The 13751-nt window shown below is 62.3% G+C and carries 9 protein-coding genes and 1 pseudogene; 5 read left to right on the top strand and 5 right to left on the bottom strand.

From position 1 onward, the window contains the following. The first annotated feature begins 169 nt into the window (after window positions 1–169). Both ACVBEQ_RS12155 and ACVBEQ_RS12160 read left to right on the top strand, forming a co-directional pair. Entirely contained in the window at window positions 170–832 is a 663-nt protein-coding gene (locus tag ACVBEQ_RS12155) for a potassium channel family protein (protein WP_447153348.1), read from the top strand. Window positions 833–1218: 386 nt separating this feature from the next. After that, window positions 1219–2571: a serine hydrolase domain-containing protein gene (locus ACVBEQ_RS12160; protein ID WP_447153349.1), complete on the top strand. Its 1353-nt coding sequence runs from the start codon at window positions 1219–1221 to the stop codon at window positions 2569–2571. Between the two features lie 1046 nt (window positions 2572–3617). Here ACVBEQ_RS12160 and ACVBEQ_RS12165 read toward each other — a convergent pair. Genes ACVBEQ_RS12165 through ACVBEQ_RS12175 form a run of 3 tightly spaced genes read right to left on the bottom strand, consistent with a single transcriptional unit; the run spans window position 3618 to window position 7526 of the window. Continuing rightward, window positions 3618–5924 carry a lanthionine synthetase LanC family protein gene (locus tag ACVBEQ_RS12165; RefSeq protein WP_447153350.1) on the bottom strand — a complete coding sequence of 769 codons (2307 nt, stop codon included), beginning with the start codon at window positions 5922–5924 and terminating at the stop codon, window positions 3618–3620. 5 nt (window positions 5925–5929) lie between these two features. Continuing rightward, on the bottom strand, window positions 5930–7072 hold the full coding sequence (locus ACVBEQ_RS12170) for a phosphotransferase family protein (RefSeq protein WP_447153351.1): 1143 nt from the start codon (window positions 7070–7072) through the stop codon (window positions 5930–5932). Beyond that, entirely contained in the window at window positions 7035–7526 is a 492-nt protein-coding gene (locus ACVBEQ_RS12175) for a hypothetical protein (protein ID WP_447153352.1), read from the bottom strand. The genes ACVBEQ_RS12170 and ACVBEQ_RS12175 overlap by 38 nt, the downstream gene beginning before the upstream one ends. A 1030-nt stretch (window positions 7527–8556) precedes the next feature. On the opposite strand from ACVBEQ_RS12175, the gene ACVBEQ_RS12180 reads away from it, so the two are divergent. Both ACVBEQ_RS12180 and ACVBEQ_RS12185 read left to right on the top strand, forming a co-directional pair. Further along, on the top strand, window positions 8557–10377 hold the full coding sequence (locus ACVBEQ_RS12180; RefSeq protein WP_447153353.1) for an IS481 family transposase: 1821 nt from the start codon (window positions 8557–8559) through the stop codon (window positions 10375–10377). 191 nt (window positions 10378–10568) lie between these two features. Then, window positions 10569–11302: pseudogene (locus ACVBEQ_RS12185) on the top strand (helix-turn-helix domain-containing protein); the annotation flags it as partial. 23 nt (window positions 11303–11325) lie between these two features. Here ACVBEQ_RS12185 and cutA read toward each other — a convergent pair. Next, window positions 11326–11652 (bottom strand): divalent-cation tolerance protein CutA, encoded by a 327-nt coding sequence (gene cutA, locus ACVBEQ_RS12190; RefSeq protein ID WP_447153354.1) that lies wholly within the window; start codon window positions 11650–11652, stop codon window positions 11326–11328. Window positions 11653–11712: 60 nt separating this feature from the next. Then, window positions 11713–12837 carry a DUF1152 domain-containing protein gene (locus ACVBEQ_RS12195; RefSeq protein ID WP_447153355.1) on the bottom strand — a complete coding sequence of 375 codons (1125 nt, stop codon included), beginning with the start codon at window positions 12835–12837 and terminating at the stop codon, window positions 11713–11715. A gap of 95 nt (window positions 12838–12932) precedes the next feature. Here ACVBEQ_RS12195 and ACVBEQ_RS12200 point away from each other — a divergent pair, with 95 nt between their 5' ends. Then, a complete protein-coding gene (locus tag ACVBEQ_RS12200; RefSeq protein WP_447153401.1) occupies window positions 12933–13643 on the top strand; it encodes a GntR family transcriptional regulator in 711 nt (236 codons plus the stop codon). Window positions 13644–13751: the final 108 nt, after the last annotated feature.

A 13751-nucleotide genomic window follows, 5' to 3' on the forward strand; every position in this document is an offset into this window, starting at 1 on the left:
AGTTGCTGTTGGCCGCAGACGACGAGTCCGCCAGACCTAGGGGTCACGCCAATGTCTCTCCCCAACCAGTCGCGCGTGGTCACGGGGCACCACTGGGCGTCCGGCTTGACGAGTTGTGCGCCGGGCGCGATGTGACGGTCCCGGTCGGGGTCGAGCGATGAGGTCAGCGGTGCGCCGCGCGCTCGCTTGGTTCGTGCCGGGGGTCGACCGCTTCGGGCTGGTGCTCGCCGTGCTCATCGTGAGCTATGTGTTCTTGGCGCTGGGCGGCGGCTCAGCGCCGCGGTTCCTCGAGGCATTGTTCCCGGTCGTCGCCCTCTGGCTCGCGCTGCAGTCCTCCGCGACGAGTCCGCGGGTGCGGCTCGCCGCGGCGGCGATGCTCTTCGCGGCCTTTGTCGCCGTCGTGGCCATCACGCAAGCCGTCGACGACGACACCGCCCGCGGGCTCGGCGAGGTGTGGTTCGTCGTCGTCTATCTTCTGACCCTCATTGCCGTGCTCCGTCGCGTGCTGACGCATCAGGAGGTCACGCTCGAGACGATTTGCGGGGCCCTCGCTGCGTACCTCCTCCTCGGCATGATGTTCAGCTCGCTGTACGGCGCGATGGCCGACCTCGGGAGCGCGCAACTGTTCGTGCAGGTCGCCGAGCCCAGCATCCCGCTGCGCCAGTACTTCTCATTCACCACCCTGACAACCTTGGGGTACGGCGACGTCACGGCAGCCACGGACCTGGGCCGGGCTGTCGCGATGCTTGAAGCAATCTGCGGCCAGATCTTCCTCGTTACCCTGATCGCGCGCCTCGTCGCCAACTTCGCCGGCCGCCGCTCAAGCCAGTAGAGCGTCAGCTGCATCGGGCGGCGCGGCGGCAGGCTTACTGAGGTATCCCAGCAGCTCCATCGGCAGCTCCGGTCGGCGGTCGAACGATCGATTGCCTGACTAGTCCCGGGCAACCGCACGGTCCATACCCCGGCGCCGTGAAGAACGACCACTGGAGGCGCCACCGCCACTATCAGCCGCCAGCGGATGCTCGCGCTGGGCGGGGCCGGGCAGGTGGAACTCGGCCATCGCGCCGGCCTGACGAGCCGGCCCGGGGTCTCGTGGGCGCGAGCAGCGGCGCAGGCGCCCTAGGAATCGCGCCGAATTTTTCCTCGTGTGACAACCGATTCGCACGGTAGGTTCTACCGATGCAGAATTACCCTTTTGGGGTGTTTTACCATCCTGCAGTGACACCATGGTCACGCCTGGGCTTCGGTCGGGCGGCCGGTCGACGCACGGTAGTCGTGGCCACGGCAATAGTCCTGGCTCTGGTCGGTACGGCGTGCAGTAGCGCGCCGGCCGAGAGCACATCAGCGACGATGACCGCGGCTGCTTCAGCCGGGTCGACGTCCGCGGCGCCGGAGTCGGCGTCGGGCCTGAAGACGATCGACCAGGCGGCGCTGCAAACGATTGTGGATGAGACGGCCCAGGAACTGCTGGTGCCCGGCTATCTGGTGCTGCTGCGGACACCGCAAGGCGAATTCATCGCTGTCTCCGGTACGACGAAGTTGGGTGAGAACAGCCTTCCCACCGCCGATACCCATTTCAGGATTGCCTCGATCACCAAGACCATGACGTCCGCGGTGATCCTGCTGCTGGCTCAGGAGGGAAAGCTCAGTCTTGACGATCCGGTGTCGAAGTACCTCCCGGAGGTGCCCGACGGGGACAACATCTCGATCGCACAATTGCTGGAGATGCGTAGCGGCCTGTACAGCTTCACCGATGCTCCAGAGATCTCGACCAGCCTGGACAACGACCCGACCAGGGTGTGGAAGCCGCAGGAGCTGTTGGACATCGCTTTCGCCCAGCCCCCGAATTTTGCGCCCGGCGCGCAGTACGAGTACAGCAACACCAACTACGTGCTGCTCGGCCTGATCATCGAGCAGGTGGATGACAAGCCGATAGCTGCGGCGTTCGAGGACCGGCTGTTCGAACCTTTGGGTCTGAATGACACTGTGTTTCCTTCCACCGAGTCCAACACCATCCCCGACCCCTTCTCGCACGGTTACCTGTACGGCAGCTCCTCCACGATGATGTACGGCAGTCCGCCGTACACCCCTGAGATGGAGGCCGAGGCCAGGGCGGGAACACTCCAGCCGAAGGACTTCACCGACATCAACCATTCCTTCGCTTTCGCGGCGGGCGCGGTCACCTCGACCGCGGCCGATCTCGCTACGTGGATGAAGGCGCTGGCGGGTGGCCAGGTACTCAATGCCGAATACCAGCGCCTGTGGCAGGACAGCGCGCAGGTCATCGATCCCGCCAACAGCTACAACTGGTACGGGTATGGCATCGACCAGCTGCGGTGGGGATCTCACGTTCTCGATCTGCACGGCGGTCAGACCCCCGGTTTCAACTCGGAAGCCGCCTACGATCGCGCCACCGACATGACCCTCGTCATCTGGGGCAACCTCACGATGGCGCTCGACAACCAATTCACGGCACAGGTTCTCATGCTCAAGGTGCTGGACCAGATCTATGTCCAGACTCCGCTGCCTGCTTCGTCGGCGACCGCCGCACCTACAACATCAGGTGGCTGATCGACAGATCCAGCCCAAGTTCAGGGCGCTTGTTCGGGCCGAGGAGGGAGCGCAGCAGCGCACCTCAGGCAGAAGGCAGCGCGTTTGCTTCCTTCCCTCGCCGCCATCGGACCAGGCCGCGACCAACCCACCACAACACAACAGCAACCACGATCGGCGGAGACCAGGCGACCATCCTGAGAGTCATGAGACGCTTCCACGCCGTGAGGGTCAGGTCCCACAGTCTCTTCACCTACGGCTGGTGCCCTTTCCGGCTGGTCATGAAACTGGCGTTGCTACAGAGCAGCAACAGGAGACCTGGACTCGCTCGGCGAGGCCAGTTGGCACCAGCGTGCACGCTGAATACAGACGATTCGCGAAACGCTTATTGGAGGCGAGTGTCGACGGCGTTCCAATATGCGGCCGTTGTGACCGCCGGGAACGAGGCCACCGTTGGTGTGCACGCAACTCAGCGCAACGACGGGACGCTGCGGGTTTCCGTGCAATTGGCTGGCACGTTCAATCCGTGCCCGTTGTGGAAAGCACGGGACTGGCACCAGCGTGCGACCTCTGGGTTATGAGTCGGGCGATCGGCGTTCCTCAGGGTCGCACAAGTGCTCGACATAGAGCCCTGACCTGCTGACACCCTTGTCCGACCGTCTCACCACTTCAATGGCGTAGCGGCCCGAATCAGGGCGTCCTGGTCACAAATCTGGTCACACACGCTCCGAGGCCGGCCCGCGCCTGATCACTTCGGTGTGAACCCCGATATGAGCAGGCGGATACTGGCCGATCCACGCCGTCTGCGCAGGTGTGAAATGCCTTATCCGAGCCTCGACATTGCCGATGCTGGTCCTCTCGGGTCCTGCTTCGACATTACAGTCGTTGGCCAAGCCCACAGTTGGGGTCAGCTGAGGACGTCAACGTCAGGCGTGAGATTCCTAAATAATTACCTCGGCAACCGGGCTGGCAGGTGGGTCCGAGGTTGGCCGACTGGCCAGCCGCTCGCCCGTGCCGATTCGCACAAGCGGTGCGAACTTCGAGTTTCGCGCCGGCTAGGCCCTGCACTACGGCGAAAAAATGGGTCCCAATGCGGACTGCAATGAGGGATCAACAGTTCCAACCAAGAATAGACCTACACCGGAAATGCCCGACATCAGGCCAGGGGAGTCGCCAATCAGGTCCGTGAGCGGATCAGTTGAATTACGAGCCAGCCTTTCCGCGGTTAGGTGCCCGACTGTTGGGGCCGCGCCGTCCATCACCGAATGCTGACCTAGAACTCGCTTTCCAATCGAGAGTATCTCTGCATTTCCTGCCATACCGTGACACAATGAGAGGTTGACACGTCGGTTCCCGCTCTGCCCCTCTATCCAGCGGGCGGTGGCGTCAATGGCGATCGCGGCCTCATCTCGAAGAGATGAGTGACCTAGAAGTCGGTAAGCATGTAACCGCGCCAAAGCGATGCCTCCAGCGCCATGGCACCAAAATGAGGCGGTTGGAGCCTTAGATTTGCGCCGCGCTAGCTGCGGGGTGTCCTCTCGGAAGTCTGGCCAGTTCATTTCATCTGCGTCGAAGTAGTAACGCTCATAGTCGAAGCCCAGTTCTGCCGCTCGCGCAAAGCGCTCCACTCCGCTGACACGGTACAGCTCGAGCAATGCAAATGCGATACCGGAAGCGCCGTGGGAGAATCCGGTGAGGTTCCGTCCTCGCGAGAGTTCAGGTGACGACCAGGAGAGCCCCCATCGTGATTTCTTGGCACCGTCGACGAGTTGATCCCCCAGTTGCACCGCAAATTGCAGCAATTCCGCCTGCTCATGAGCTTCGGAGAGATGCACCAGCACAGCAATTGCACCCGCGGATCCCGAGAGCAGGTCCCAAGATCGATCTTCGCTGGGAGCGATCTCGAGATCTGACGCCAGTCTGAGGGACAGTTCGATAAACTCGTCCGATCCGAGTGCCCAGCCAACGCGGCTTGCAGCGCTTGCGATTCCGGGTAGGCCCGTGTACATGCCGAGGCGATCTTCTGGCTCGATGGTATCCAACGTCGACAAGGATTGGCGCATCGCCCCGACAGCTGTGCGCCGCAACGCGGAGTCGTCGACAACACGGGCCAGTTCAGCCAGAAACAACGCCACCCCAGCCGTGCCGGAGTAAAGATCGGGGCCAAGTGCTCGGTAACTCATGGTTGGGGATGCTGTCGTTGGCTCAGAATCCTCTGCATAACCCATCCAGTTGCATCTCCCATCGTACCAGATAGCCGTCTGCGCAAGGCGCATTCCAATTTCCCTGGCAACGTTGAGTTCGGATGTCGCGAGGCGCAGGGAGTCACGCAAGAAAACTGAATGAACCCGAGATCTAGTCCAATCGGCACCGTAGACATCTGTGGAGCCCTGGTTCAAGTATGGAGACTGCAGGTCAACTCCATTTTCAGCGAAGTGGTCCACTGCAATTTCCAGCTGATCTCCCAAAGGCTGAGAACGCTGCTCCTGCGCTCGAAGGACGGCTCCAGCCATCACGCTGCACCGGTGCTGGCCAAAACTCATTTCTCCTACGGGGTCTTCGGCGAGGGCGATACCATTTGCGAGCTTCTTCGTCATAGCTGGTGTTGCGGGTTCTAGGTGGTTGCGCAGCTTCGGAACGATGTGGCCGAGGACGCAGCTAACCTGGTCGTAGTCCGCTTTTCGAATGTAGATTACGCCTGAATCAGCCCTACCGAACTGGTTCGCGTCGTCTAGCACTTTTAGCCGAAACGGCATCTGCGCGTCATTAAGTGCTCGGGTGACTTCGGCGACAAATGTAGCTGCACCGGACGGAAGGAGATTCCAGTACAGGCGAACCAACAAATCTGTCGGGCCGTCTGACAGTTCGTTATTGCCGAGCGCCATGTAATAGCCGGGCGATATTGACGGAAGATCCTTTTTGAAACGCAGTTTGACCAGTGCGCCGGGCGTCACAGGATGAACCGGTTCTACGTCGCAATCTTCAGGTCTAACGATGAGACGTATGCCACCGCCGCTCACAAACCACTTGTCTTCCGCAACTTCATCGAGGGACCATGCGCTCGACCAGTACCCAGAGCCAGAGTTTGCTTCCCGCAGACTTTGCACGAGCGATCGCCGCCCCAACATGGCGCGGGGCACAAGGTGGGCGGGTCGGGCGCCGCCAACGCAGTACCAGTTCTCGTAATATTGCCACTGTAGTGCAAACTGCAAGTAGTTTCGGGCCGTACTTGCCGAGAGCACGCGCTCAACTGCTTTTGGAAGCCGCGGCGCGGGTCTTCCGAACCAAGAATAGCCTGTTGCCGACTCGATTGTGGTGGCGCCGAGAATCTGCGCAACGGAATGCAGGTATGCCTCTGCCTCTGGCTGAGTCATGCTGTTTACCAGCTTCCCTGAGGAATCAGACCCAACAGCTGGATGGACGCTTCCTGTGGTCGAGCCAAAATGTTCCTGCTGAGCTGCAAATGGTAGACACTCGAACCACTGATTTGCGCCGAGTGCTGTGCTTGCTCGAACGCAGTTTGTAGTAGCCGTAACGCCGCAAAACGGGTAGCGCCCATCTGAAATTCAGCTTGTTGATCCCTGGCGACTGACATGAATGAGATGTACGAAGCCCAGAATGAACGTATAGCTAGCTGCATGCGTGATAAGGGGAACCGTGCATGCTGGGCGAGTTCTGAGGCGGTCGAGTCGCCGGTGAGTGGCATCGAGTTTACCCAAGTAGACAAGTACTCTGCAAACATCGAACCGACGTCCCAGCGAGGATCACCGCGGCCCGCAAGTTCCCAGTCGATGAGCAGAACGTGACGCCACCGATCGTCCCCTTTGCGCTGAGTAATAAGCCAGTTCTCAAATTTCACGTCCATGTGAATTAGTGACTCTGACATCCACTCATCAGCGATAGCATCGAGAAGCTGGCAATACTCTGGATATCGCTGCAATATCTTGATCAGCTGCATGTTCGCAACGCTCACGGCCTGCAGGACGGCCAGGTTTGGCCGATGAAGTTCAGAGACCCAGGGACGCTCCAAAGCTGCGGTCGTGGGAAACTCGGGCGTCAGCTGATGAACGGCGGCGAGCATCCTTCCGGTCTCCGATGCAATGCGCTCGGAGAACTTGCCTACACGGGAATGATGTTCTCTAAGAGTTCGCGCTCCATGGATGAACTCGAGTCCGAGGATGCTCCTTGCGTGGTCCGAGAATATCATCCTCGGCGCAAGCATCGGCGCCACGCTGCGATCAGCGGCCGCATTGAGCTGCTTGTATACAGCAGCTTCTCTCTCCAAAGTTGGCATGCCATCGGCGTCTGCGTCGTGTTTGATTACTAGCGATGTGCCATCCTTCTGGATTACCCTATAGTTCTGGTTCCTCCGCGAAATGTCGCTAATTGCGAGTTCCCCGTCGACGATGGCTCGATCCGTGATTCGGCCTGTCTCCCGGAGAAACTGCAAGAGCGCTTCGGGTGTCAACAATGTCGCGCTGATCCTAGCGCTTGTTCTCGGCGCAGAACAGACAAGTGACACAGGTCGTCGGTCCAGTGTCGGGGCAAATCTTAGTACAAATACGCGCGGAAACCCGGATAACGATCGTCCAAAGCGCCAACTCGGATTCAAGACCGCCCGTCATGCGGGCCGAGGATAGGAAGTCAGTCGCGATATCGCCCTGCAGGAATTCGCCCTGCATCGTCGGAGCGGTCGGCCGGGTGTGCTGAACCGTCGCCTTGCGGTCGAGCCATACCATAGTTCCGCCCAGAGCCCCCGGGCCAGCACCAAGCTTCTCAAGGTGCACCACATCGTCGGTCCGGCACTCCACGTACTCGTCCAATTGAGGGCTCAGGTATAGACGCCAGTAGCCGGGCCGGTCACTACGACCGAGCAGACCGACCAGGGTCTGCAGATCAGGCACCGCTCCCGGGTCGGCCACCAACTTGGCGACAACCTCGTCCTCGGCCCAACCGGAAGAGCCTTTATCAGCCATCGCTAATCCACCCTAAAGAATCTACGTGGGAAGACAACGGTTGCACAAGCTAGGAACGGTGCATGGACCACGCCAGCTCGGCCGCGGACATATCCGACGGGATATCCGGATAATAATTGTTCCAATTGCTAGTTCCGATTCAAGACCACCCGTGGTGGTAGCCGAGGATAGGAAGTCAGTCGCGATATCGCCCTGCAGGAATTCGCCCTGCATCGTCGGAGCGGTCGGCCGGGTGTGCTGAACCGTCGCCTTGCGGTCGAGCCATACCATAGTTCCGCCCAGAGCCCCCGGGCCAGCACCAAGCTTCTCAAGGTGCACCACATCGTCGGTCCGGCACTCCACGTACTCGTCCAATTGAGGGCTCAGGTATAGACGCCAGTAGCCGGGCCGGTCACTACGACCGAGCAGACCGACCAGGGTCTGCAGATCAGGCACCGCTCCCGGGTCGGCCACCAACTTGGCGACAACCTCGTCCTCGGCCCAACCGGAAGAGTCTTTGTCAGCCATCTCAACCGACCACCCCAGATGCGTTCTGTCATCGAGCAAACTGACGACCGAGGATGTGTCCGAGGTTGCGCGGCACGCTGACCGCGTCGTCAGACCACACGTCGGTACTAAACGGTCCTCTAGGGCATCGACTATGTCAAGGGATCCTTCGTTCGGTTTGGATGGGAAGCCAGGTGATGCACAGCACGGGGTCGGCTGGCGCGAAGGATTCAAACGCTTGGGCCGTCAGAGCGCTGTGCGTGGCAGTCAACCTCACAGAGCTTGTTCGATCCGTCACCGAGTAGGGCATACCAGCGCGGATGGCCCAGAATGATTCGCGATGTCTTTGCGACTTCGGGCGACGCTCGGTGGTCTCGCGATCTTGAAGGAGTAGAGAAAGTTCTCACGAGCGCGTGTCCTTCGCGGTGTCCTGTAGCGGGTGATGCTTAACAGTCTTGTACCAGCTGATGCTTAACACCTGGCCGTGATCGGCCCCGTCCTGAGGGCGATGCTCGTGGGCATCGTCGTGCTCGGGAGGCCGGGAATGGCTCTGGTTGTCTTGTCGAAGGTTGAGCAGCGGCTGGACGCGGTCCGCGCGGTGTTGGGCGGGGCCACGGTCACCGAAGTCGCGGCCGCGGTCGGGGTGTCCCGGGTGAGCGTGCATGCATGGCTGCAGCGGTATCTGACCGAGGGCGTGACCGGTCTGGCGGACCGCTCGCACCGGCCCCGGTCGTGTCCTCATCAGGCCAGCGACGACGTGGCAGTGCGGGTGGCCGAGATACGGCGGACCCACCCCCGATGGGGCGCCAAGCGGATCCGCATGGAACTGCTGAAGAAGCCCGGCGCACTGACCGTCCCGTCGACGGCGACGATCAACCGGATCCTGATCCGACATGGCCTGGTCACGCCGAGGAAGCGGAAACGGCCACGGAACTCCTACCAACGGTGGGAACGGCCTGGGCCGATGCAACTGTGGCAGCTGGACATCGTCGGCGGCGTATGGCTGGTCGACATCGCCACCGGAGCGCTCCGCGAGGTGAAGGTGGTGACCGGGGTGGACGACCACTCCCGGTTCTGCGTGACGGCGTCGGTGGTGGAGCGGGCCACCGGCCGGGCGGTGTGTCTGGCGCTGGCCGGGGCGCTGGCCCGGTTCGGTGTGCCGGACGAGATCTTGACCGACAACGGCAAGCAGTTCACCGGCCGGTTCAGCAGGGGCGGCGAGGTGCTGTTCGACAAGATCTGCCGGCACAACGGGATCATCCACCGATTGACCCAGCCGGCGTCGCCGACCACGACCGGCAAGATCGAACGCTTCCACCTCACGCTGCGGCGGGAACTGCTCGATGATCACGACCCGTTTGAGTCGCTGGGCGCGGCGCAGGCCGCCGTCGACAAGTTCGTCCGGGAATACAACGCCGACCGACCCCACCAAGCGCTGGATGATCAGCGGCCGGTCAGCCCGGCGGACCGCTTCACTCCGACCGGCGATGCGGAGCGAGAGTTGTTGCCGCTCTGGCTGCCCCCGACGCTCGTTGCGTCGCAGGGTACTTCGGACGAACCAGCCAGCAACGCCGACGAAAAGGCCGAGCTGGGAACGGGTTCGGGCACCACGGCCGGCTACCCGGGTGGAGCGGTGGAATTCGACCGGGTCGTCCCGCCGGCCGGGAACCTGCAACTCGCCGGCCGGCAGCTCTGGCTCGGACCCACTCGGTCCGGTCAGGTCGTCCGGTTCTGGGCCGACACCGACCTGATCCATCTGTTCATCGGCGGGACCCGGATCAAAACGGTGCGCTCGCACCTGACCGTGACCGACCTGGCCCGGCTGGTCGCCGCGGGTGCCGTGGCCGCCGGCCCGTCCCCGCTGCCACCGATCGAACCCGGCGATGCCGTCGAGGTCGAGCGGGTCGTCTCCCGTGCCGGCACCGTCGTCCTCGGTGGCCACGTCATCCTCGCCGCGGAGATCCTCAGCGGACGCCGCCTCGGGATCCGCATCGAACGCGACACCCTGATGTTCTTCGACCTGGACAGTCGCGAGCTGCTGCGGGTGCGGCCGAACCCGCTCAGCCACGACAAGATCATCCGACTCCGCGGGAACCGGCCGGCCGGCCCACCACCCCGACCCTCCACCGAACCGGTTCGGGTCCAGCGCCGCGTCTCGAGCACCGGCGTGATCATGGTGTGCAGCCAGAAGGTTTCGCTCGGCCGGACTCATCAGCACGAAACCGTGACGGTCCACGTCTCCGACACCACCCTGGCGATAGAACTCGATGACGGCGAAACCCGCGTGATCCGCCGGACTACGACACTGCCCGTCCGTAACATCAAGGCCGACCGACCACGATCGGTCGCACCCCAAGTTGTCTAGGCCCGGTGTAAAGGATCACCTGGCACAGAACCGTTAACTATCTCCTGATCCAAGGCACGTGTCCTTCGCGGTGTCCTCCGTCGGGTGATGCGCGACAGTAGTCCGCCAGCAGATATGCGACACCGGATTGGTTCGGCACCCTTGGGGCCGGACGCCTCCGTGGGGCGTCCCGTGCTCTGAGGAGGCCGGGATTGGCGCTGGTTGTCTTGTCGAAGGTTGAGCTGCGGTTGGATGCGGTGCGGGCGGTGTTGGGCGGTGCGGACGTCACCGAGGTCGCCCGCCAGGCTGGAGTGCATCGGGCCACGGTGCACCGATGGCTGGGGCGGTATCTGACCGATCAGTTGGCGGGTTGATGGATCGGTCGCACCGCCCGCAGTCGTGTCCGCATCAGGTGCCGCCCGCGGTCGAGGTGGCGGTCGCGGAGATGCGCCGTCGGCATCCACGATGGGGGTCGCGACGGATCCGGTTGGAACTGCTGCGTTCTGCATCGCCGAGCCTGGTTGTGCCGGTGGAGCGGACGATCGACCGGATCCTGATCCGGAAGGTTTGATGCGGGCCTGGCCTCGGAAACGGCCCCGAGGTTCGTACCGTCGCTTCGAACGTCCCGGTCCGATGCAGCTGTGGGGTACCGACATCCTGGGCGGTGTCCGGCTGATCGACCGGAGGCCCCGGAGAGATCGGGGAAGCCAAGCTGATGACCGGCATTGACGACCTCTCGCGGTTCTGCATGATGGCCGAAGTGGTGGAACGTGCCACCGGTCGAGCGGTGTGCGTGGCGTTCACCCGAGACCTGACCCGGTACGGAGTGCCGGCAGAGGTGATCACCGAGAACGGCAAGCAGTGCACTGACCGGCTCGGTCGGGGCGGCGACGTGCTGTTCGACAAAATCTGCCGACACAACAGGATCGGCCACCTGCTACGCGCCGACCGCAGATCAAGGTCCGTCTGCTAAAGCTGGTCGGACGTTTCGTCGCGCACCCACTGCGAGTATGTGGGATTGCCTGCGTATACAGCGGTAGCAATGACGCACGGAACCTCGTATGGATGGTCGCGGTTGGTCTTCTGCACGATTCTCTGCACCAGGGAAATCCTGGTGTGCAGCTCGACACGAGCTTCACTGGCATCGTAGACCTCACCTTGCCAGCGATAGATGGCCCTAATCGGCGCGATGATGTGCCCGCAAGCCGCTAGACGCTCGGCGATAAGGTCTGTCGTGAACTGTGCCAGCCAGTCAGCATCTGGCGCAGTGATGACCACCTCGCAGATGTCATCCATTTCACCCTCTCCTCTTCGTTTCAGGTCGTCTAGTGGGGAACAGCCCAAGAAGCGGCCTTCTCAGCCCAGCATGGAAGGCATTGAGGGTTTCGTTGGGACCTTCCAGATACAGCAATCCTCGGAACCCGGCCACCGAGCCAACAACAGGTCGCGAACTACCCTTGTGTCATCGACACCCGTGAGTTCAGCAATTCGACGATATGTGGCGTGAGTCACGCCGGCGATTTCGGCCTGACGGACGTAAGAGGTCAACAAGGAAAGGTCGAGGTTGAGGACTTTTTGGCGGAGACTTTGCGAGGCAGCTTTGGCCGTTTCGAAGCTAATCTCTGATCGCCCACAGGCGTCAGACACGATCGAGTCAGCCTCGGTGAGGGATTCGGTTGTGCGGATCAGCTGTGCCAGTGGCGACGCCTCGATGACCTGGTCGCGACCAGCCTCTAGCACAAGGGAGCTGTCCACATCGAGCCGTACCGGCATACCCCCCGATCGAATGTCAACCACACCGCGAACCCCGTGGGCCGCCGCAACGAACAAGGCTGTGGCTTCGGACGGGTGCCACCGAAGAATAGGCAGCGCAAGTTCGGTGGTCTCGCCTGGCAACGCGTCGCGCACAGTCGCTCCCACGGATTCAAGTCGCGCGAGTACGTACCTTGAGGGAAGCTCACCGTCGACGCCAGGACCAGCGATCCAGACAGCTGATGGGACATCAAGGCCCGCAACGGCGGCGAGGAGTAGGGCATCGCCGAGCGGGCTGCGCAGGCCGGGTTCCTGACCCAGAGCCAGGACATCGCCACCAACATCCACCAGCACAACGCCGTCGGCCGAGGTTGCGGCAATATGAGCAACGAGTTGTCGATGGAGGTCTATCACTCCACCCGTTGCATCGAGAAGCACGAGCGTGGCATTGAGCGGTCCAGTAAGTGAACGTGCGAGGGCAGGGAGCGTCGATCCAGCCGGTGGGATTGGTCGCGTCCGAGGGGTCACGACGTTGAAGAGGCCGTCGATGGTGGCAAGCCCAGTGAAATCACCAATGGAACGCGGTCCTGGCAGCGGGTCCACAATGAGGCGGTCCCAGGAAAGTGTCGCGATCACCGGCGAGCCACCGCGCCCGTAGGCGTGGTGCAACAAGGCGGCAGCAAGTGCGTCTCCTCCGCCGCCCGCAGCAACGTACAACGGTCTGCGCACGGGGCCAAAACTAGCCTGTGTATCCTCCCGTGGTCTATGCCACTGGAGGAGGAGCGTTGCCAGAGGGCCACGGCCAGCTACCGAAGTTCGTCCAAATGGCGAACCGGATACGCGACCAAATCCTTAGCGGCAACCTCGCTGCCGGAGACGAAGTCCCTTCTGAGCGCGCGCTCGCTGTGGAGTGGGGAGTCGCTCGACCAACTGCCGCGAGGGCGTTGCAAGAACTCCGCCGACTGGGCCTGGTTGAGTCACGGCAAGGATCAGGCTCGTTCGTACGTGGTCACCTCGACATCCATCGCCGCGCGCGTGATCGGTATGCCCGATCCCAAGCCGCTGGGCACGTCTACTCGGAAGGAGAATGGGCGACGATTGTCTCAGCCAAGATGGCTCGCGCGCCTGCACGTATCGCGGCGGCGATGGGAATCGCCGCCGGCGAGATGATCGGTCGACGCCATCGCATTACCGGCGACGCGAACGGACCAAACGAGATCTCGACTTCGTGGTTTCCGCCTCAAGTTGTTGTGGCGGCGCCCCGCTTGCTCGATCGGGAGCGAATCAGGGAAGGGTCCCTTGCGTACATCGAGACATGCACTGGGCGGCGCGGTGTCGTCGCGCGGGATGAGCTCTCCGCACGACTGGCTCTGGCCGGCGAGCGACGCGAACTTGCTCTAGACGATCCGGCCGCAGTACTTGTCGTGTTGCACGTCGTCGTCGATCGCAAGGATCAGCCGCTCGAAGTAGCCGACGCGGTTTACCCATCGGCGGGACGCTGGATCTTCGATCAGGAGTATCCACTCGTCCACTGAGGGGCCATCACGTGGCTGACGTCTGGTCCAACACTCGCGCCTCCCGGAACGTTGACGGACCAAGTGGCATATGCCACACTCGAATGGCATATGCCACTGGCCCAGGCC

It is taken from the genome of Nakamurella sp. GG22, assembly GCF_052976845.2.

Coding starts and splice junctions, on each gene's coding strand:
- ACVBEQ_RS12165 (WP_447153350.1), bottom strand. CDS start 5,924: ATGACTCAGCCAGAGGCAGAGGCATACCTGCATTCCGTTGCGCAGATT.
- ACVBEQ_RS12175 (WP_447153352.1), bottom strand. CDS start 7,526: ATGGCTGATAAAGGCTCTTCCGGTTGGGCCGAGGACGAGGTTGTCGCC.
- ACVBEQ_RS12180 (WP_447153353.1), top strand. CDS start 8,557: ATGGCTCTGGTTGTCTTGTCGAAGGTTGAGCAGCGGCTGGACGCGGTC.
- cutA (WP_447153354.1), bottom strand. CDS start 11,652: ATGGATGACATCTGCGAGGTGGTCATCACTGCGCCAGATGCTGACTGG.
- ACVBEQ_RS12200 (WP_447153401.1), top strand. CDS start 12,933: ATGGCGAACCGGATACGCGACCAAATCCTTAGCGGCAACCTCGCTGCC.